Origin of the sequence: Castellaniella defragrans (assembly GCF_014203015.1) — a bacterium.
In the GTDB taxonomy this organism is placed as follows: Bacteria; Pseudomonadota; Gammaproteobacteria; order Burkholderiales; family Burkholderiaceae_B; genus Castellaniella; species Castellaniella defragrans.
On the sequence record NZ_JACHIB010000006.1, the window covers coordinates 187510 to 208062 of the forward strand.

Below are 20553 nucleotides of genomic sequence, written 5' to 3' on the forward strand. Positions count from 1 at the left end.
CCGGTCCGGCCCGCATGCCGGCCGCGGCGCCTCCGCCGCCATGAGCCCCTCCGCCCCGTCCCAACCCGCCGCGCCCGTCCTGGCCTGCGTCGGCCTGGGCGCCAACCTGGGCGACGCCGCCGGCACCGTGCGGCGGGCGGCCGCCGAGCTGGCCGCCGTGCCGGGCGTGGCCGGCCTGCGGCTCTCGCCCCTGTACGGCACCGCGCCGGTGGATTCCTCCGGCCCCGACTACGTCAACGCCGTGGCGGCCCTGGAGACGACGCTGCCCCCGCTGGCGCTGCTGGCGGCGCTGCAGGCCATCGAGCAGCGCCACGGCCGCGAGCGCCCCTACCGCAACGCCCCGCGCACCCTGGACCTGGACCTGCTGCTGTACGGCGGCCAGTCCATCGACCTGCCCACCCTGACGGTGCCCCATCCCCGCATGCACGAACGCGCCTTCGTCCTGCGGCCCCTGATGGACCTGGCGCCCGGCCTGACGCTGGCCCAGGGCGGACTGGCCGCCCTGCTGGCCCGCTGCGCGGACCAGCCCATCCGGCGCCTGGACTGATCCGGCCGGCGGCGCCTCGCCGGGAATCCCGGCCGCCCAGGCCGCCGCTCGCCGCCGCGCCGGACCGCCCGAACGCCGCCGGACCGCCTGAACGTCGCCGGACCGCCCGAACGTCGCCGGGCCGCCTGAATGTCGCCGGACCGCCCGAACGCCGGCATGCCTGAACGCCGACGCGCCGGGCCACGGCCCCCTTCCCCGGGCCAGACGCCCGCCGCGGATTTATGGCAAAATACTGTACATACCATCAGTATTTTCGCCATGAACGCTTCCGCCGCCCTCCTGCCTGCCCCATCCACCGCGCCGCCCCCGGACGCGGCCGGCGCCGTGCGGCCGGAGCTGGCCGTGCGGGGCGTGTGGCGCGGCACCGAGATCGGCCGCCAGGCCACGGCGGTGGTCCCCACCGGCTGGGCGCCGCTGGACCGCGAGCTGCCCGGCGGCGGCTGGCCCACGCAGTCGCTCACCGAAGTGCTGGCCGCGCAGCCCGCCGCCGTCGAATGGCGCCTGCTGGCGCCCGCGCTGCGCCAGGTCGCCGCGCGCGGCGGGCAGATCGTCGCCGTCGGGCCGCCCCACCCGCCCTACCTGCCCGGCCTGCGGCAGGAAGGCCTGGACGAACGCTGTTTCGTGTGGATCGATGCCCGCACGCCGGCCGAGCGGCTGTGGACGGCCGAGCAGCTGCTCAAGGCCAACGCCTGCGGCGCGGTCGTCGCCTGGCTGCCGCAGGCGCGGCCCGAGCAGGTCCGGCGCCTGCAGGTCTGCGCGCAATCCTGCGAAGGGCTCGCGTTCCTGTGCCGCCCCGCGGCGGCGCGGCACGAATCCTCGGCCGCGCCGCTGCGCGTGCAGGCGGACCCGGGGCCCGACTGGGAACTGCGCCTGCACATCCTCAAGCGCCGCGGCCCCCTGCAGGACGAACCGCTCGTCCTGCCTTCGATGCCCGGCGGCCTGGCCGCCCTCATCACGCCCCGGCTGCGGCATCCGAGCCGGCTGCTGACCCGCGAGGACCCCGCCGATGCTGTGGGCGGCACTGTCATTGCCCTGCGCACCCGACGGAACGCCGCCGTCCAGTGAGGCGCTTCACGGGCTGGCGACCTGGGCCCTGCAGTTCACCCCCCGCGTCGCCCTCGCCGATGAAGCCGTCGTCCTGGAGGCGGAGGCCAGCACGCGCCTGTTCGGCGGGCGCCGGGCGCTGCACGAGCGCATCGACGCCGAAGGCCGCACGCTCGGCATGGCCGCGATCGCCTGGGCGCCCAACAGCCTGGCCGCGCTGGCCTGCGTGCGCGCCGGGGTGCTCAACGGGGTGCGCCGGCCCCTGCCCGAGGTCCTGGACGCCTTGCCGATGGCGGTCCTGTCGGCCGTCGCGCCACACCATCTCACGCTGGCCCAGCTCGGCTGCCGCACCCTGGGCGACGTGCGGCGCCTGCCGCGCGGCGGCCTCAACCGGCGCTTCGGCCAGGGCCTGCTGGACGCGCTCGACCAGGCCTACGGCCTGCGGCCCGAGACGCACCGCTGGATCACGCTGCCCGAGACCTTCCACGCGCGCCTGGAACTGATGGCGCGGGTGGAGACGGCCCCGGTGCTGCTGTTCGGGGCGCGCCGCCTGCTGTTGCAGCTGTGCGGCTGGCTGGCCGCGCGGCACGCGGGCATCACCGCGTTCACGCTGCGCTGGGCGCACGATTTCGTGCGCGCGCGCGATGCCGGCGACGGCGGCGAACTGACCATCCGCACCGCGCAGCCGATGCGCGAGGTCGAGCACCTGTGCCGGCTGCTGGCCGAACACCTGGCCCGCGTGACGCTGCAGGCCCCGGTGGGCGAACTGGCCCTGGAGGCGGTCGAGGCCGTGCCGCTGCCCGGGCGCAGCGACTCGCTGCTGCCGGACGCCGGCAGCCAGCGCGAATCGCTGGCCCTGGTGCTGGAGCGCATCGCCGCGCGCCTGGGGCCCGAGCGCGTACGTCGGCCCGTGCTGTGCGAGGACCACCGCGCCGAATGGGCGCAGCACTGGCAGCCGGCGCCGCGCCCCCTGCCCCGGCAACGCATGGCGCCGCCCGACGTGCCGCAGCCGACCTTCCTCCTGCCCGAACCGCTGCGGCTCGCGGTGCGCGCAAACCGGCCGGTCCACCAGGGGCCGCTGATGCTGCTGGCCGGCCCCCACCGCGTCGAAGGCGGCTGGTGGCACCGCGGCGAGGACGATGCGTCCACCCACCACGTCGAGCGCGACTACTGGGTGGCGCTCAGCCGGCGGGCCGGGGTGCTGTGGATCTACCAGACGCGCCTGGCAGGGGACGCCGCCGCCTGGTATCTGCACGGCATGTTCGCCTGACACCCGAGGAAACCATGGCCAGCGCCTCCCCCGCCCTGCCGGACTACGCCGAACTCCGCTGCCTCACCAACTTCTCCTTCCTGCGTGGCGCGAGCCACCCGGAAGAACTGGTCGAACGCGCCAGGCAGCTCGGCTACACGGCGCTGGCGATCGCCGACGAATGCTCCATGGCCGGCATCGTGCGCGCGCACGTCGCGGCCAAGGAGCACGGCCTGACGCTGCTGGCCGGCAGCCAGTTCGAGGTCGAGCCCGACGCACCAGCCGGGACACGGCCCGATTCGCAGCCCGATCTGCAGCCCGATGCGCGGCCGGACCCGCCGACCGGCGCACGAGCCGACGCACCGGCCAACGCTTCCCTGGCGCCGTTCACCCTGGTCGTGATCGCCTGCGACGGCCAGGGCTACGGCAATCTGTGCGAATTCATCACCCGCCTGCGGCGCGCATCCCCCACCAAGGGCGCCTACCGCCTGCGCGCGGCCGACCTCGACCCGCGAGCGCTGGCCGGCTGCGTGGTGCTGGCCTCGCCGCACCGGTCCGCCACGCCCGCGCAGCTGCGCGCCGTCGCGCGCTGGGTGCTGGACCGCTTCATGGGACGCTGCTGGCTGGCCGTGGAACTGCTGCGCCGCCTGGACGACGAGATGTGGCTGCACCGGCTGCGCGAGGTGAGCGAGCTGACCGCCATTCCGCTGGTCGCCTGCGGCGACGTGCACATGCACCTGCGCTCGCGCAAGATGCTGCAGGACGTGCTCACCGCCACGCGCCTGGGCAAGCCGCTCGCGCAGTGCGGGCACGGCCTGCAGCCCAACGCGGAGCGCCACCTGCGCTCGCGCCTGCGCCTGGCGCAGATCTACCCGCCCGATCTGCTGGCCGAGACCCTGCGCGTGGCGGCGCGCTGCCGCTTCAGCCTGGACGAACTGCGCTACCAGTACCCGGAGGAAGTCGTCCCGCCGGGCGAGACCCCGGCCAGCCACCTGCGCCGCATCACCTACGAAGGCGCGCGGCGGCGCTGGCCGGACGGCATCCCGGCCAAGGTCCGGGCGCAGATCGAGCACGAACTGGCGCTGATCTCGGAACTGAACTACGAGCCGTACTTCCTCACCGTCGCGGACATCGTGGCCTTCGCCCGCTCGCGGCGCATCCTCTGCCAGGGCCGGGGCAGCGCGGCCAATTCCGTGGTCTGCTACTGCACCGGCGTCACCGAGGTGGACCCGGCCCGCATGGCGGTGCTGTTCGAGCGCTTCATCAGCCGGGAACGCAACGAGCCGCCGGACATCGACGTGGATTTCGAGCACGAGCGGCGCGAAGAAGTCATCCAGTACCTGTACCGCAAGTACGGCCGCGAGCGCGCGGCTCTGACGGCGGTGGTGATCACCTACCGGCTCAAGAGCGCGCTGCGCGACGTCGGCCGCGCCCTGGGCTTCGAGCCCGGCGCCCTGGACGCGCTCGCCCAGGGCCACCGCTGGTGGGACGGCCGCGAGATCTCCCCCGAGCGGCTGGCCGAGGCCGGCCTGTCCCCGGACAGCCTGAAGGTGCGCCAGCTGCTGCGCCTGGTCGGGCAGCTGATCGGCTTTCCCCGCCACCTGAGCCAGCACGTGGGCGGCTTCGTGCTCACGCGCGGTCCCCTGTCGCGCATGGTGCCGATCGAGAACGCGGCGATGGAGGACCGCACGGTCATCGAATGGGACAAGGACGACCTGGACGCCATGGGGCTGCTCAAGGTGGACGTGCTGGCGCTGGGCATGCTCACCGCCCTGCGCAAGGCGCTGGCGTTCATCGGCGAGCGCCAGGGGCGCGACTTCGCCATGCAGGACATCCCGGCCGAGGACGCCGGGACCTACGAGATGATCGGCCGGGCCGACACCATCGGCGTGTTCCAGATCGAGAGCCGGGCGCAGATGAGCATGCTGCCGCGCCTGCGGCCGCGCTGCTACTACGACCTGGTGATCGAGGTGGCGATCATCCGCCCCGGCCCGATCCAGGGCGGCATGCTGCACCCGTATCTCAACCGCCGCCAGGGGATCGAGCCGGTGAGCTACCCGAGCGAGGCGCTGCGCGAGGCCCTGGGCCGCACCCTGGGCGTGCCGATCTTCCAGGAGCAGGTGATGCAGATCGCCGTGCTCGCGGCTGGGTTCACCCCGGGCGAGGCCGACCAGCTCCGGCGCTCGATGGCGGCCTGGAAACGCAAGGGCGGCCTGGAGAAATACCACGCCAAGCTGGTGGACGGCATGACGGCGCGCGGCTACGAACCGGCCTTCGCGCAGTCCATCTTCGAGCAGATCCGGGGCTTCTCGGAATACGGCTTCCCGGAAAGCCACGCGGCCAGCTTCGCGCTGCTGGTCTACGCCTCATGCTGGATCAAGCGCCACCACCCGGCCGCGTTCCTGGCGGCCATGCTCAACAGCCAGCCGCTGGGCTTCTATTCGCCCGCGCAGCTGGTGCAGGACGCGCGCCGCCACGGCGTGCGGGTGCGCCCGGCCGACGTGCTGGCGAGCGCCTGGGACTGCACGCTGGAAGAACCGGCCGAAGAACCGGCCGCAGGACAGATCGAAGGCCAGATCGAAGGGCGGGCCCGGCCGCCGGCGGTGCGGCTGGGCCTGCGCATGATCGCGGGCCTGCCGCGCGCGGCGGCCGAACGCATCGTGGCCGCGCGGGCGCAGGGGCCGTTCGGCGACGCCGGGGACCTGGCGCGGCGCGCGGCGCTGGACGAGCGCGACATGCGCCGGCTGGCCGGCGCCGACGCACTGGCGGGCCTGGCCGGCCACCGGCGCCAGCAGGTCTGGGAGGCCGCGGCGCTCAAGACCGCGCCGCGGCTGCTGCGCGCGGCGCCGATCCGCGAGGACCGCCTGGCGCTGCCGCCCGCCCCCGAGGGCGAGGAGATCGTCTTCGATTACGCCAGCACGGGGCTGACGCTGCGGCGCCATCCGCTGGCGCTGCTGCGGCCCCTGCTGCGCCAGCGCCGGCTGCACAGCGCGCAGGAACTGCGGGACCTGCCCGACGGCCGTCTGGTGCGCTGCTGCGGCATCGTCACGCTGCGCCAGCAGCCCCAGACCGCCAAGGGCGTGGTCTTCGTCTCGCTGGAGGACGAGACCGGCACGGTGCAGGTGATCGTGTGGAAACACGTGCGCGAGCGCCAGCGCGCGGCCCTGGTGAGATCCCGGCTGCTGGCGGTGTACGGCCGCTGGCAGCGCGAGGGCGAGGCGTGCAACGTGATCGCCGCGCGTCTGGTGGACCTGACGCCGCTGCTCGGGCGCCTGGCCGAGGTCACGAACCGCAGCCGGGATTTCCACTGAGCCACTGAGCGGACCGGCTCAGGCGCCGGCGGACCGGGCCATCGCCGCCCGCATGTCCTCGGGGTTCACGTCCCGCACATGGGAGGCGATGGACCAGCGGTGGCCGTAGGGGTCCCGGACCACGCCGTAGCGATCGCCCCAGAACATGTCGGACGGCGGCATCATCACCGAGGCGCCCGCCTTCACCGCCCGCTCGAACGCCGCGTCCGCGTCGGGCACGTACAGATGCAGGGACACCGGCGTGCCGCCCAGCGTGTCGGGACTGTCGGCCTGGCAGACCGACGATTCCTCCATCAGCATCACGGCGGAACCGCCGATCCACAGGCAGCCGTGCACCAGCTTGCCGTCCGGCCCGTCCAGCCGGATGGCCTCCCGCGCCCCGAAGGCCCGCTGGTAGAAGTCCATCGCGCCGGCCGCGTCCCGGCAGATCAGGTGCGGCGTCACGGCGTGCATGTCGGGGGGCACCGGCGACGGTCCCGCAGCCGCGTCGGGGGACAGGCCCATGAGCGCCTTGCCGGACTTCATATCGCAGGGGAAGGAGAAATGCTCGTGGACGATGCGCCAGCGGCCGGCCTCGCGCCGGAAGCCCGTGGTCATGCGGCTCCAGGCCCCGCCCGCGTCTCCCTCGGCCATGCAGGCCAGCAGCGCGTGCGCGTAGCCCAGATCGCCCTCCGCCTGGACGTCCAGGTCCCTGAACGCGAAGCGCACGCTGTTCGGGCACGTCCGCAGGCATTCTTCCCAGTGCGCCATGTAGCGGTCCCGCCCGGCGAAGCACAGCGTCTTGATGGCGTCGTAGCCGACCACGTCCGGCGCGTAGCAGGCCGCGAGCGCCTCCAGATCGTGCCGGCCCACGGCCGCGGTCCAGTCGTCCAGCACCCGCCGGATGCCGGCCTGCGCCTCGTCCTTCTTCGTCCTGTCTTCCATTCCCGTCTCCTGTTGCCCGTCGCCTGTCCGACGGCCGCGGGGATCGCGGCTCGCGGGCGAGGGCTTATCCATCCGGCGCACTATATCACTGTTTAATCCTAAAAAATAACTAATAAATTGTTTTTTAGGACTACATGATACAATCCAGGATCATGAGCACCAAGAGAAGCTATGCCGACGGCTGCGCCGCCGCCCACGCCCTGGACCTGATCGGCGAACGCTGGGCGCTGCTGATCGTGCGCGAGCTGATGCTCGGCCCGAAGCGCTTCACCGATCTGCGGGCCGGCCTGGGCCGCATCAGCGCCAACGTGCTCACCCAGCGGCTGGCCGAACTGGAAGCGGCCGGCATCGTCGTCCGGCGCAGGCTGCCGCCGCCGGGCGGCGGCATGGCCTACGACCTCAGCCCCTGGGGCAGGGAACTCGAACCCATCCTGCTGCAGCTGGTCCGCTGGGGCGTGCGCTCGCCCGGCTTCGCGCGCGGCGCCCCCCTGAACGTGGACGCCATGGTGCTGTCGATGCGCGCCCTGTTCTCGCCCGACGCGGCCTCGGGCCGGGATGCCCGGATCCTGCTGGTCCTGGACGGCCAGCCTTTCTCCGCCCGGGTGGCCTCGGGCCGGCTGGACGTGCATCGCCAGGGGCCGGCGGAGCCGGCGGCCGAGGCGACGCTGGAAACGTCCCCCACCACCCTGCTGCACCTGGCCTACGGCGCCGCGGATCCCGACGACGCCGTCGAGGCGGGGCTGGCGCGGATCTCCGGCCGGCGGGCCGCGCTGGATCGTTTCCTGGGCTGCTTCCGGGTGCCGGAGCCCGCGGACACGGACCGGTGACAGCCGCGCCGGCGCGCGGCGGGCCGGCGCCCGTTCACGCGCGTGGTCCAGACGCATGATTCGGGCGCACAGGCTTGGCTCAGGCGCAAGGATCAACCGCGACGGCGGCGTTCAGGCGCGTGGTTTACACTGGCGCGCATGCCCACACGGAGAATCCCCGCCATGCCTCCAGGCCCTCCCATCCGCCTGGTCGTCGCCTACACCGACAACCGCGTGATCGGCCGCGATGGCGCCATGCCCTGGCGCCTGCCCGCCGATCTGGCGCATTTCAAGCGCAGCACCCTGGGCCACCCCATCATCATGGGGCGCAAGACCTGGCTGTCGCTGGGGCGCCCGCTGCCCGGCCGCCGCAACCTGGTGCTGAGCCGCGACCCGGCGTTCGCCGCGCCCGGCGCCGAGCACCACGCCACCCTGGAAGCCGCCCTGGCCAGCTGCGCGCAGGCCGATCTCGTCTGCGTCATCGGCGGCGAGCAGGTCTTCCGCCTGGCCCTGCCGCTGGCCGACGAGCTGATCGCCACGGAAATCCATGCCGACCTGGACGGCGACACCTGGTTCCCCCCCCTGCCCGCCGGGCAGTGGCGGGAAACCGAGCGCCTGCCGCAGCCGCCGGAAAACGGCCTGGCCTACGATTTCGTCACCTACCGGCGCGTCCCGGGGACCCAGGCCGCCTGAGCGGCGAGCGCCCGCGCGCGGCCCGCATGCCGCTCGGATTCGCCGGATACGGGCCGGCGCGCGGGGCCTTGCGCCCCGCCCGGGAATTCACTGCCCGGAGGCTTTGGCGCGCGCCCGGATCGTCGTCACCGTCTCGCCCGCGATCCCCCAGCTGTCGGTATCGACTTCCTCGATCACCACGAAGGTGGTCTTGGGGTTCTTGCCCAGCACGTCCACCAGCAGTTGCGTGGCGCCCTCGATCAGGCGGGCCTTCTGCTCGGCGGTGGCGCCTTCGCGGGTGATCTTGATGTTGACGTAGGGCATGGCATGGTCTCCGTGACGATGTGACAAAAACGGGCCGGATCGCACACGCGAATCGTGCGCGGCCCGGTACCGGACATGAGCATGATAGGCCACTTTCCGTACCCTCCCGCGTCAGGCCGTGTGCGACAGGACCGCGTCCGGCTCGCGCTCTTGCGCAAACACTTCCTTGGCCGCCGCCAACCCGTTCAGGGCGGCCGGGAAGCCGGCATAAACCGCCATCTGCATGATGATTTCGACCAGCTCCGTGCGGCTGACCCCGACATTGAGCGCGCCCTGGATGTGCACCTTGAGCTGAGACGCGGCATTGCCGAGCGCGGTGAGCGCGGCCACGACCGCGATTTCCCGGCTTTTCAGATCGAGGCCGGGCCTGGAATAGACGTCCCCGAAAGGAAATTCGATCAGGTAGCGTGCGAAGTCAGGGGCAATGTCTTCCAGACTGTCCAGCACACGTTGCCCGGCCGCGCCATCGATCTCACGCAGTTTGGCGAGTCCGCGCTCGTATCGGTTTTCGATGTTCATCAGCATGTCCTTCATCGGAAAGTGAATTCGACGCCAGGGACTGTTCGACCGAGCGGTAGTATTCGATCTTTGCCTGCAAGGCATCCGCGGACCGGCGCATCAGCTCGATTTCCGAAAGAACCTCCGTCAAGTGATCTTCCAGCATCCGGCGACGATCCGGCACCGTCGCGTCCCCAACGCCACGTAGTTTCGCGAACGCCTGCATCTTGCCGATGGGCATGTGCGTCGTCCGCAACCGCAGCAGGAATTCGATCCAGGCCATGTCCGATGCCACATAGCGCCGCTGTCCTCCAGACGCGCGGCCGATCGGTGCGATGAGTCCGACACGCTCGTAGTAGCGCAAGGTGTGGGCCGTCAGGCCCGTGCGCTTGGCAACATCGTCAATGGTCAGATGGGATTCCATGGAGAGATCCTAGAAGTTTGAGTGCACTCTAAGTCAAGCACTTTGCATCGAAAAGATCGAGCCCCGGATCAGCGGCAAAAAAACCCGGCGATCCGCGCAATGCGGAACTCGCCGGGTGGGGCAATGCGATCGGCCCCAGCCTGTGAAGGCCGGGCCGGGAACGGCGCTCAGGCCGTCACGGGCTCGGCGGCGTAGGCTTCCACCGGCGGGCAGGCGCAGCTGAGGTTGCGGTCCCCCCAGGCATTATCCACCCGCGCGACCGGCGGCCAGTACTTGCGCGCCGCCATGCCGGGCAGCGGGAAGGCCGCCTGCTCGCGGGTATACGGGTGCGTCCAGTCCTGCACCAGCAGCGTGGCCGCGGGATGCGGCGCGTTGACCAGCAGGTTGTCGTCGGCCGGCTGCTCGCCGCGTTCGATCGCGGCGATTTCCTGGCGGATGGCGATCATCGCGTCCACGAAGCGGTCCAGCTCGTCCAGGCCCTCGGACTCGGTGGGCTCGACCATCAGCGTGCCGGCCACCGGGAAGCTCATGGTGGGGGCGTGGAAGCCGTAGTCCATCAGGCGCTTGGCGATGTCCTCGGCGCCGATGCCGCTGGCGTCCTTGATCGGGCGGATGTCCAGGATGCACTCGTGCGCCACCCGGCCGTTGGCCCCGGCGTACAGGATCGGATAGTGCGGCGCCAGGCGCGCGGCCAGGTAGTTCGCGTTCAGGATCGCGACCTGGGTGGCGCGGCGCAGGCCTTCAGCCCCCATCATCATGATGTACAGGGTCGAGATCGGCAGGATGCTGGCCGAGCCGTAGGGCGCGGCCGACACCGGGCCGGACTGGCCCGCCGGCAGGCGGCCGTCCTCGCCCACCAGCCCGGGCAGGTAGGGCGCCAGATGCGCACGCACCGCCACCGGGCCGACGCCCGGGCCGCCGCCGCCGTGCGGGATGCAAAAGGTCTTGTGCAGGTTCAGGTGCGACACGTCCGAGCCGAAGCGGCCCGGCTGGGCGACGCCCACCATGGCGTTCATGTTGGCGCCGTCCAGGTAGACCTGGCCGCCGGCCTCGTGGACCAGGTCGCAGATTTCCGTGACCGTGGTCTCGAACACGCCGTGCGTGGACGGATAGGTGATCATCAGCGCGGCCAGCCGGTCGCCCACCTCGGCGATGCGGGCGCGCAGATCGGCCATGTCGATGTTGCCGTTGTCATCGGACGCCACCACCACCACGTCCATGCCCGCCAGATGGGCCGAGGCCGGATTGGTTCCGTGCGCCGACGCGGGAATCAGGCAGACGTTGCGCTGGTGCTCGCCGTTGGCCTGGTGATAGCCGCGAATCGCCAGCAGGCCGGCGAATTCGCCCTGGGCGCCGGAATTGGGCTGCAGGCTGACGCGGTCGTAGCCGGTGATCTCGCACAGCGCGGCGCACAGCCGCTCGATCATTTCCTGGTAGCCCTGCGCCTGGCCGGCGGGAGCGAACGGGTGCATGTGGCTGAATTCAGGCCAGGTGATGGGAATCATTTCCGCCGTGGCGTTGAGCTTCATGGTGCAGGAGCCCAGCGGAATCATGGTGCGGTCCAGGGCCAGGTCCTTGTCGGCCAGGGCGCGCAGATAACGCAGCATGTCGGTCTCGGATTTCACGCGCGAGAAGGCGGGATGCGCCAGGATGGCGCCCTGGCGGCGCAGGGCCGCCGGGATGCCGTCGGCTTCGGCCGAGAAGTCGGGGGCGACGCGCGACACGCCCATGCCGGCCGCCAGGGCGCCGATCAGGGTCTCGATGTCCTGGGCATCGACGGTTTCATCCAGCGACAGGGCGACGTGGGTGTCGTCCACACGGCGCAGGTTCATGCCGCCGTCGACTGCCGCGTCCAGCACCGCCTGCGTGCGGGCGCCGGTTTCCAGATGCAGGGTGTCGAAAAAAGTATCGTTGCAGACCGTCAGCCCCATGGCGCGCAGGGCGCCGGCCAGTCGGGCGGTGTGCGCCGCCACGCGCCGGGCGATGCGCGCAATGCCCTGGGGGCCGTGCCAGACGGCATACATGGCGGCCATCACGGCCAGCAGCACCTGCGCGGTGCAGATGTTGGACGTGGCCTTCTCGCGGCGGATGTGCTGCTCGCGCGTCTGCAGCGCCAGCCGCAGGGCCTGTTCGCCGCGCGCATCCTGGGAGACGCCCACCAGGCGGCCCGGCAGGTTGCGCTTGTAGGCGTCCTTGCACGCCATGAAGCCGGCGTGCGGACCGCCGTAGCCCATGGGCACGCCGAAGCGCTGGGCCGAGCCCACCGCGATGTCGGCGCCCCATTCCCCCGGCGGCGCCAGCAGCGCCAGGGCCAGCAGGTCCGTGGCCACGGCGACGATGGCGCCGGCGGCATGCGCCTGCTCGGCCAGGGCGCGGTAGTCGGCCACGCCGCCCAGGCTGTGCGGATACTGCAGCAGCACGCCGAAGCAGTCGGGCAGGCCGTCGGCCTCGTCGCCGACCACCAGCTCGATGCCCAGCCCGGCCGCGCGCGTGCGCAGGACTTCCAGGGTCTGGGGATGGACGTGGACGGACACGAAGTAGCGGTCGGACTTGGCGCGCGAGACGCGGCGCGCCAGGGTCATGGCTTCGGCCGCGGCCGTGGCCTCGTCGAGCAGCGACGAGTTGGCGATGTCCAGCCCCGTGAGATCGGTGATCATGGTCTGGAAGATCAGCAGGGCTTCCAGGCGGCCCTGGGAGATCTCCGGCTGGTACGGCGTGTAGGCGGTGTACCAGGCGGGATTCTCCAGGATGTTGCGCAGGATCACGTGCGGCACGTAGGTGCCGTAGTAGCCCTGGCCGATGTAGCTGCGCAGGACCTGGTTGCGGCCGGCGACGGCCTTCAGGTCCGCCAGCGCCTCCACCTCGCCCAAGGGACCCGGCAGATCCAGGTACGGGGCTTCGGACAGGATGTTTTCCGGCACGACCTCGCGGATCAGGGCGTCCAGGCTGGAAGCGCCGATGGCCGCCAGCATGGCGCGCTGGTCGGCTTCGGACGGCCCGATGTGGCGGGCGATGAATTCGGAATGCGTGGCGGAATCGCGCAGCATGGGGTTCTCCGGGGTGGATCCGAGTGAATCAGGGAATGAAGGGCGCGCCGCGGGGCGCGCCGGGGATCAGGCCTGGGCCTCGTAGGCGGCGGCGTCCATCAGGCCGTCGACGTCGGCGGCGTTGTCGGGCTTGATCTTGAAGATCCACTGGTCGTAGGCGGCTTCGTTGATCAGGGCGGGCTGGTCGTTCAGGGCCTCGTTGAAGGCGACGATCTCGCCGGCCACCGGCGCGTAGATGTCGGAGGCGGCCTTGACGGATTCGACCACGGCGGCGGTGTCGCCGGCGGCCAGATGCGCGCCGACCTGGACGTCGCCGACGAAGACCAGGTCGCCGAGCTGGTCCTGGGCGTCGTCGGTGATGCCGACGAGGAAGCAATCGCCGTCAGCCTTGACCCATTCGTGGGAGGCCGTGTACTTGCGGTCGTTGGGAATGGACATGATGTACCCCGTTGTCAGTGGTGGAGAGTGGTGGAGAATGGAAGAAGGGAAAAGGGATCGCGGGCGCACGCGCGCTCAGACCAGGGCCTGGCCGTTGCGCACGAAGGGCGGGCGCACGATCTCGGCGGGCAGCCACTTGCCGCGGATCTCGACCTCGGCCCGGTCGCCCGGCGCCGAGCCGGCCGGCACGCGGGCCAGGCCGACGGAGAAGCCCAGCGTGGGCGCCATGGTGCCGCTGGTGAGCTCGCCTTCGCCCTGGGCGGTGCGGACCTTCATGTGGCCGCGCATGATGCCCCGGTCGAGCAGCTTCAGGCCGACCAGCTCGCGCGCCTTCGAGGCGGATTCCAGGGCGGCGCGGCCGATGAAGTCGCGGGATTCGTCCTTGAGCGAGACGGTCCAGGCCAGGCCGGATTCCAGGGGATGGACGCTCTCGTCCATGTCCTGGCCGTAGAGGTTCATGCCGGCTTCCAGGCGCAGGGTGTCGCGCGCGCCCAGGCCGCAGGGCCGCACGCCGACCTGCGCCAGGGCGTCCCAGAACGCCTTGACGGCGCTGGCGGACAGGACGATCTCGAAGCCGTCCTCGCCGGTGTAGCCGGTGCGCGCCACCAGGGTGTTCTCGTCGATGAACGTGCCGGTGAAGGGCTTGAGGTCCTGGGTGGCGGGCTTCCATTCCGGATGCACGGACCAGACGGCCTCGCGCGCGGCGGGGCCCTGGACGGCCACCATGGCCAGGTCGCGCCGGGGGGCGACGGCCACGCCGTAGGCGCCGGCCTGCTCGCGCATCCAGGCGAGGTCCTTGTCCGCCGTGCCGGCGTTGACCACCACGCGCCAGCGCTCGGGAGCGAAGAAATAGACGATCAGGTCGTCGATCACCCCGCCGTCGGGGCGCAGCATGCAGGAATACAGCGCCTTGCCCGGCTGGCCGGCGATGCGCGCCACGTCGTTGGCCAGCAGATGGCGCAGGTAGTCCTGGGCGCGCTCGCCCGTGACGTCGACGTTGAGCATGTGGGACACGTCGAACATGCCGGCGGCGTGGCGCACGGCATGGTGCTCTTCGAGCTGGGAGCCGTAGGCCAGGGGCATGTCCCAGCCGCCGAAATCGACGATCTTGGCGCCCAGGGCGACGTGGGTTTCGTACAGGGGGGTTTGCTGGGGCATGGAAACTCCGGACGAGGAAAAGGAGCGGCATGGGATGCCGGCAGCGCCCTTCTGTCCTTTTGCCTGAGAGTTGCCCCGCACTGCAGGGGGTTCACCTTCGGCGCCCGCGCCCGGATCGGGAAGCGGGTCTCTCCAGAATGCTGCGATGCGATGACGGCATCATGCGGATGGTACGGGGTGCCTGAGCGATTCCGGGCGAATTGCGCCTTCGGCGGCCGCCCGATGCGCGGGGCGGCGCTCTCCCACCCGCATCGGGTGACAGCAAGGGTGAAGCATACTCTGAAACGGGGCGATTCAACAATCACCCGTTGACATCACCCGTTGGCAGTTGTCGACGCTCCGTGGGCGCCCCGCCAACGCCCTTTCGGCGCCCCCCGGGACGCCCCGCCGGACCTTCAGATGAACCCCTGCTCCCGCCAGCGGGCGCGCGTGCCGGCGTCCACGCCCAGCCGCTCCAGCACCGCGTCGGTGTGCTCGCCCAGGGCGGGCGCGCGCGAGCGGATGCCGCCCGGGGTGGCGGACAGCTTGGGCACGATGCCGGGCACCTGGCAGGGCGTGCCGTCGGGCAGCGGCTGGTCCAGGATCATGTCGCGCGCGCGGTAGTGCGGATCGGCGGCGATGTCGGCGATGTCGTAGATGCGCCCGGCCGGGATGCGCGCCGCGTTGAGGATTTCCAGGACCTCGTCCTGGGTGCGCGCCGCGGCCCAGTCGCCGATGGCGCCGTCGATCACCTCCACCTGCGCCACGCGCCCGGCGTTGTGCGCCAGGTCCGGGTCCTTGCCGAGGTCCTCGCGGCCGATGGCCTGCATCAGGCGGCGGAAGATGCTGTCGCCGTTGCCGGCGATCAGCACGTAGCCGTCGCGGCAAGCGTAGGCGTTGCTGGGAGCGATGCCCGGCAGGCTGCTGCCGGCCGGCTGGCGGACCTCGCCGAACACGGCGTATTCGGGCAGCAGGCTTTCCATCATGTTGAAGACCGACTCGTACAGCGCCACGTCGATCATCTGGCCCGCGCCGTCGCGGTCGCGCGCGCGCAGCGCCAGCAGCACGCCGATGACGCCGTGCAGGGCCGACAGGGAATCGCCGATGGACACGCCCACGCGCACCGGCGTGCGCCCCGGCTCGCCGCTGAGGTGCCGCAGGCCACCCATGGCCTCGGCCACCACGCCGAAGCCGGGCCGGTCGCGGTAGGGGCCGGTCTGGCCGTAGCCCGAGACGCGCAGCATGACCAGGCGCGGGTTGACCGCGCGCAGCTCGTCCCAGCCCAGGCCCCAGGATTCCAGGGTGCCGGGCTTGAAGTTTTCGACCACCACGTCGCATTCGGCCGCCAGGCGGCGCACGACGGCCTGGATTTCCGGCTGGCGCAGGTCCAGGGTCACGGACTGCTTGTTGCGCGACTGCACCTGCCACCAGACCGAGGTGCCCTGATGCAGCAGCCGCCAGTTGCGCAGGGGGTCGCCCTGGCCCGGCGGCTCGATCTTGATGACCTCGGCGCCGAATTCGCCCAGGATCTTGGCGGCAAACGGCCCGGCGATGAGCTGGCCCATTTCCAGCACCCGGATGCCGTCCAGGGGTTTGTGCATGTCTGTCCTCCGATGGCGATGGATGCGATGTCCGATGGATACCATGAATCCATTGGATGCCGGAACGATTCTATCGCCCTCCGGCGCGGGCCGCCCGCCCCCCGACCCGTCCGGCCGCGACCCGCCTCGAACCGTCCAGCATTGCGGCGGCCCCGCCGGGCGCCCCGCTCAGCCCGCCGCCAGCGCGCGCCCGCAGGCCACGCCCGAGGACCAGGCCCACTGGAAGTTGTAGCCGCCCAGCCAGCCGGTGACGTCCACCGCCTCGCCCACCACGTGCAGGCCGGGACAGCGGCGCGCTTCCAGGCTGCGCTGGTCGAGCTCGTCGGTGTCCACGCCGCCGCTCATGACTTCGGCCTTCTTGTAGCCGGCGGTGCCGGTGGGCCGCAGCGTCCAGCCGTGGATGCGCTCGCCCAGGACGCGCAGGCGGCGGTCGGGCGCGTCGGCCAGACGCAGGCCGCCCAGGCCCGCCAGATCGTCCGCGTCCGTTCCGCCGCCCGGCCCCGCCCCGGCGCCCGCGGCCGACCTCCCGTCCATGCCCGCCCCGCCCCCGGCGCCCGCCCCATCGCCCGCCGCGCCGGCGGCGCCCAGCCAGGCCTCGGCCAGCCGGCGGGGCCAGGCCTGCGCCAGCGCGGCGGCCACGGTCTGGCGGCCGCCGGCCTTGGCCGCCACCAGGACGGCGCCCATGTCCCGCCCCGGGGCCAGGTCGATGCGGATCGGGTCGCCCGGGCGCCAGTAGCTGGAAATCTGCAGGATGCCCGGCCCCGACAGGCCGCGATGGGTGAACAGCAGGTCCTCCAGGAACTCGGCGCACGCCGGCCGGCGGGATCGCTTCCCCCGGCCCGATGACGCGGCCGGCCCCGCGGCGCCGGCCGGACCGGCGTCCCGCACGCCGCCTTCGGCCGCGGCGGCCTCGTGCGACAGGCGCACTTCCAGGGACACGCCGGCCAGGGCCGCATAGGGCCGCCAGCGGTCCGCGTCGAAGGTCAGCGGCACCAGCGCCGGACGCGGCTCGACGATGCGCAGGCCGAACTGGCGCGCGATGCGCAGGCTGAAGTCGGTGGCGCCCAGCTGCGGGACCGCCATGCCGCCGGTCGCCAGCACCAGCCGGGCGGCCCGGATCGGCCCCGCGTCGGTGTCCAGCCGGAAGCCGTCCGCTTCCCGGCCCACGGCCCGCACCGCGCAGGGCATGCGCCACTGCACCCCGCCCGCCTCGCACTCGCGGCGCAGGACCTGGATGATGGACTCGCTGGAATCGTCGCAGAACAGCTGGCCCCGGTGCTTTTCATGCCAGGACACGCGATGCGCGCGCAGCAGGTCGAGGAAGTCGGCCGGCCCGTAGGCCCGCAGGGCCGACCGGCAGAAATCGGGATTGCGCGACAGGAACTGCGCGGGGCTGGCGCCCAGATTGGTGAAATTGCAGCGCCCGCCCCCGGAGATGCGGATCTTTTCCGCCAGCCGCCCGGCATGGTCGATCAGCACCACCCGCAGGCCGCGCTGCGCGGCCACGGCGGCGGCCATCATGCCGGCCGCGCCGGCACCCACGACGGCCGCGTCGAAACGGCCGCGGCTCACGCGGCCACCCCGCCGGTCACGACGGCACCCGCCTCACGCGCGGACCGGGGCGGCGGCGCATCAGGCGCCTTCGCGGATGCAGTCCACGTAGTAGTGCCGCCGGCCCTGCTCGTCGGTCTCGTACGCCAGCCCGTGGACGTCGGTCTCGAAGCCGGGGAACTGCTGGTTGAATTCCTGGGTGAACTTCAGGTAATCGACGATGTCGCGGTTGAAGCGCTCGCCCGGGATCAACAGCGGGATGCCCGGCGGATAGGGCGTCAGCAGCACGCCGGTGACGCGGCCTTCGAGCCGGTCGACCGGCACGCGCTCGACCTCGCGGTGGGCCATGCGCGCGTAGGCGTCGGCCGGGCGCATGGCCGGCACCATGTCGCTGAGATACACCCGCGTGGTCAGGCGCGCGAAATCGTAGTGGCGGTAGGCCTCGTGGATCTTCTGGCACAGGTCGCGCAGGCCCATGCGCTCGTAGCGCTTGTGCGCGCGGCTGAACTCGGGCAGCACGCGCCACAGGGGCTGGTTGCGGTCGTAGTCGTCCTTGAACTGCTGCAGGGCGGTCAGCAGGGTGTTCCAGCGGCCCTTGGTGATGCCGATGGTGAACAGGATGAAGAAGGAATACAGGCCGGTCTTTTCGACCACCACGCCGTGCTCGACCAGGTAGCGCGAGACCAGCGCCGCCGGGATCCCGGAATCGGCGAAGGTGCCCGAGATGTCCAGCCCCGGCGTCACCACCGTGGCCTTGATCGGGTCGAGCATGTTGAAGCCTTCGGCCAGGTCGCCGAAGCCGTGCCATTCGTCGCCCGAGCCCAGCACCCAGTCCTCGCGGTTGCCGATGCCCTCGGACACCAGGCGGTTGGGGCCCCAGACCTTGAACCACCAGTCGTTCTTGCCGAACTCGGACTCGACCTTGCGCATCGCGCGGCGGAAATCCAGGGCCTCGCGGATGGATTCCTCGACCAGGGCCGTGCCGCCGGGCGGTTCCATCATGGCCGCCGCCACGTCGCAGGACGCGATGATGGCGTACTGCGGCGAGGTCGAGGTGTGCATCAGGAACGCCTCGTTGAAGATGTTGCGGTCGAGCTGGCGCGACTCGCAGTCCTGCACCACGATCTGCGAGGCCTGCGACAGGCCGGCCAGCAGCTTGTGGGTGGAGTGCGTCGCGTAGATCATCGTGTCCTTGCTGCGCGGCCGGTTCGGACCGATGGCGTGCATGTCCTCGTAGAACTCGTGGAAGGCCGCGTGCGGCAGCCAGGCCTCGTCGAAATGCAGGGTGTCGATTTCCGAGCCGAGCTTTTCCTTGATCATCTCGACGTTGTAGATCACGCCGTCGTAGGTGCTCTGGGTCAGCGTCAGGATGCGCGGGCGCTTGTTGGCGGCCTCGCGCGCGAAGGGGTTGGCCTCGATCTTCCGGCGGATGCTTTCGGGGTCGAATTCCTCCAGCGGGATCGGGCCGATGATGCCCAGGTGGTTGCGCGTGGGGCGCAGGAACACCGGGATGGCGCCGGTCATGGTGATGGCGTGCAGGATCGACTTGTGGCAGTTGCGGTCCACCACCACCACGTCGCCCGCGGCCACGTTGGCGTGCCAGACGATCTTGTTGGACGTGGAGGTGCCGTTGGTGACGAAGAAGCAGTGGTCGGCGTGGAAGATGCGCGCCGCGTTGCGCTCGGACTCGGCCACCGGGCCGGTGTGGTCCAGCAGCTGGCCCAGCTCGTCCACCGCGTTGCAGACGTCGGCGCGCAGCATGTTCTCGCCGAAGAACTGGTGGAACATCTGGCCCACGGGACTCTTCAGGAAGGCCACCCCGCCCGAGTGCCCCGGGCAGTGCCAGGAATAGGAGCCGTCGGAGGCGTATTCCAGCAGCTCGCGGAAGAACGGCGGCGGCAGGCTGTCCAGGTAGGCGCGCGCCTCGCGGATGATGTGGCGCGCGACGAACTCCGGCGTGTCCTCGAACATGTGGATGAAGCCGTGCAGCTCGCGCAGGATGTCGTTGGGGATGTGCTGCGAGGTGCGCGTCTCGCCGTACAGGTAGATGGGGATGTCCTCGTTGCGGAAGCGCAGTTCGCCGATGAAGGCGCGCAGGTTCTTGATCGCGTTGGCGACGTCCTCCGGGGAATCCTCGTCGAATTCCTCGTCGTCGATCGACAGGATGAAGGCGCTGGCGCGGCTCTGCTGCTGCGCGAAGGAGCTGAGGTCGCCATAGCTGGTGACCCCCAGGACCTCGACGCCCTCGGCCTCGATGGCGGCCGCCAGGGCGCGGATGCCGAAGCCCGAGGCGTTCTCGGAACGGTAGTCTTCGTCGATGATGACGATGGGGAAGCGGAATTTCATGGCAGCTAGGTGCGCGGCAGCGTGACCCCCTGCTGGCCCTGGTACTTGCCGCCCCGGTCGGCGTACGAGGTCTCGCAGACCTCGTCGCTTTCAAAGAACAGCATCTGGGCACAGCCCTCGCCCGCGTAGATCTTCGCCGGCAGGGGGGTGGTGTTGGAGAATTCCAGCGTCACGTGGCCTTCCCATTCGGGTTCCAGCGGCGTGACGTTGACGATGATGCCGCAGCGGGCATAGGTGCTCTTGCCCAGGCACACGGTCAGCACGGAGCGCGGGATGCGGAAGTATTCGACCGTGCGGGCCAGGGCGAAGGAGTTGGGCGGGATGATGCAGACGTCGCCCTCGAAGTCCACGAAGGACTTCTCGTCGAAGGCCTTGGGGTCGACGATGGTGGAATTGATGTTGGTGAAGATCTTGAATTCATCGGCGCAGCGCACGTCGTAGCCGTAGCTGCTGGTGCCGTAGCTGACGATCCGCTGGCCGTCGACCGAGCGCACCTGGCCGGGCTCGAAAGGTTCGATCATGCCGGCCTGCGCGGCGCGCCGGATCCAGCGGTCGTTCTTGATGCTCATGGGCGCCCTCTGTTCAAAGTTGCGGTATTTTAAGGCACATCCACAGCACGCGGCGCGCCCGGCGC

At 71.3% G+C, this 20553-nt stretch carries 17 protein-coding genes, 1 pseudogene and 2 riboswitches; of the genes and pseudogenes, 6 read left to right on the top strand and 12 right to left on the bottom strand.

All coding sequences use genetic code 11. The annotated features are described in order from the left end of the window. The first annotated feature begins 40 nt into the window (after window positions 1-40). From HNR28_RS06760 to HNR28_RS06775, 4 genes are all read left to right on the top strand, one after another. Window positions 41-547 (top strand): 2-amino-4-hydroxy-6-hydroxymethyldihydropteridine diphosphokinase, encoded by a 507-nt coding sequence (locus HNR28_RS06760; RefSeq protein ID WP_052355915.1) that lies wholly within the window; start codon window positions 41-43, stop codon window positions 545-547. A gap of 258 nt (window positions 548-805) precedes the next feature. After that, entirely contained in the window at window positions 806-1612 is an 807-nt protein-coding gene (gene imuA / locus HNR28_RS06765; RefSeq protein WP_148304983.1) for a translesion DNA synthesis-associated protein ImuA, read from the top strand. Further along, window positions 1554-2861 (top strand): Y-family DNA polymerase, encoded by a 1308-nt coding sequence (locus HNR28_RS06770; protein ID WP_151025549.1) that lies wholly within the window; start codon window positions 1554-1556, stop codon window positions 2859-2861. The genes imuA and HNR28_RS06770 overlap by 59 nt, the downstream gene beginning before the upstream one ends. A gap of 14 nt (window positions 2862-2875) precedes the next feature. Further along, a complete protein-coding gene (locus tag HNR28_RS06775; protein WP_184142635.1) occupies window positions 2876-6151 on the top strand; it encodes an error-prone DNA polymerase in 3276 nt (1091 codons plus the stop codon). Between the two features lie 18 nt (window positions 6152-6169). Here HNR28_RS06775 and HNR28_RS18355 read toward each other — a convergent pair whose 3' ends face one another. After that, on the bottom strand, window positions 6170-6655 hold the full coding sequence (locus tag HNR28_RS18355; protein ID WP_244978212.1) for a VOC family protein: 486 nt from the start codon (window positions 6653-6655) through the stop codon (window positions 6170-6172). A 36-nt stretch (window positions 6656-6691) separates the two neighbouring features. Then, a pseudogene (locus HNR28_RS18360) lies at window positions 6692-7147 on the bottom strand (YybH family protein); the annotation flags it as partial. Window positions 7148-7227: 80 nt separating this feature from the next. On the opposite strand from HNR28_RS18360, the gene HNR28_RS06785 reads away from it, so the two are divergent. Then, a complete protein-coding gene (locus tag HNR28_RS06785) occupies window positions 7228-7902 on the top strand; it encodes a winged helix-turn-helix transcriptional regulator (protein ID WP_043684178.1) in 675 nt (224 codons plus the stop codon). Between the two features lie 162 nt (window positions 7903-8064). After that, window positions 8065-8574 carry a dihydrofolate reductase gene (locus HNR28_RS06790; protein ID WP_043684180.1) on the top strand — a complete coding sequence of 170 codons (510 nt, stop codon included), beginning with the start codon at window positions 8065-8067 and terminating at the stop codon, window positions 8572-8574. Between the two features lie 87 nt (window positions 8575-8661). Here the strand turns inward: HNR28_RS06790 and HNR28_RS06795 are convergent, their stop codons facing one another. The 10 genes from HNR28_RS06795 to dcd all read right to left on the bottom strand — a co-directional run bounded on the left by HNR28_RS06795 (window position 8662) and on the right by dcd (window position 20488). After that, window positions 8662-8877 carry a tautomerase family protein gene (locus HNR28_RS06795; protein ID WP_043684182.1) on the bottom strand — a complete coding sequence of 72 codons (216 nt, stop codon included), beginning with the start codon at window positions 8875-8877 and terminating at the stop codon, window positions 8662-8664. Between the two features lie 111 nt (window positions 8878-8988). After that, entirely contained in the window at window positions 8989-9396 is a 408-nt protein-coding gene (locus tag HNR28_RS06800; protein WP_151025297.1) for a carboxymuconolactone decarboxylase family protein, read from the bottom strand. Further along, entirely contained in the window at window positions 9350-9799 is a 450-nt protein-coding gene (locus HNR28_RS06805; RefSeq protein WP_151025296.1) for a MerR family transcriptional regulator, read from the bottom strand. The genes HNR28_RS06800 and HNR28_RS06805 overlap by 47 nt, the downstream gene beginning before the upstream one ends. 167 nt (window positions 9800-9966) lie before the next feature. After that, a complete protein-coding gene (gene gcvP, locus HNR28_RS06810; RefSeq protein ID WP_151025295.1) occupies window positions 9967-12846 on the bottom strand; it encodes an aminomethyl-transferring glycine dehydrogenase in 2880 nt (959 codons plus the stop codon). A gap of 66 nt (window positions 12847-12912) precedes the next feature. Further along, complete coding sequence (gcvH, locus tag HNR28_RS06815; protein ID WP_043684187.1) at window positions 12913-13284, bottom strand: glycine cleavage system protein GcvH; 372 nt, start codon at window positions 13282-13284, stop codon at window positions 12913-12915. A 75-nt stretch (window positions 13285-13359) separates the two neighbouring features. Then, window positions 13360-14442, bottom strand: a complete 1083-nt coding sequence (gene gcvT, locus HNR28_RS06820) for a glycine cleavage system aminomethyltransferase GcvT (RefSeq protein WP_151025294.1) — start codon at window positions 14440-14442, stop codon at window positions 13360-13362. Between the two features lie 41 nt (window positions 14443-14483). Then, a riboswitch (glycine riboswitch) is annotated at window positions 14484-14588 on the bottom strand. A 12-nt stretch (window positions 14589-14600) separates the two neighbouring features. Next, window positions 14601-14697: riboswitch (glycine riboswitch) on the bottom strand. A gap of 140 nt (window positions 14698-14837) precedes the next feature. Continuing rightward, window positions 14838-16022 carry a CaiB/BaiF CoA transferase family protein gene (locus HNR28_RS06825; RefSeq protein ID WP_151025293.1) on the bottom strand — a complete coding sequence of 395 codons (1185 nt, stop codon included), beginning with the start codon at window positions 16020-16022 and terminating at the stop codon, window positions 14838-14840. Window positions 16023-16190: 168 nt separating this feature from the next. Next, window positions 16191-17594, bottom strand: coding sequence for a BaiN/RdsA family NAD(P)/FAD-dependent oxidoreductase (locus tag HNR28_RS06830; RefSeq protein ID WP_322789931.1), 1404 nt, complete (start codon window positions 17592-17594; stop codon window positions 16191-16193). A 60-nt stretch (window positions 17595-17654) separates the two neighbouring features. Further along, a complete protein-coding gene (locus tag HNR28_RS06835; protein WP_151025542.1) occupies window positions 17655-19919 on the bottom strand; it encodes an arginine/lysine/ornithine decarboxylase in 2265 nt (754 codons plus the stop codon). Between the two features lie 5 nt (window positions 19920-19924). Beyond that, the gene (dcd, locus tag HNR28_RS06840) at window positions 19925-20488 is read right to left on the bottom strand and encodes a dCTP deaminase (protein ID WP_151025543.1); all 564 of its coding nucleotides are present in this window, start codon (window positions 20486-20488) and stop codon (window positions 19925-19927) included. Window positions 20489-20553 lie beyond the last annotated feature (65 nt).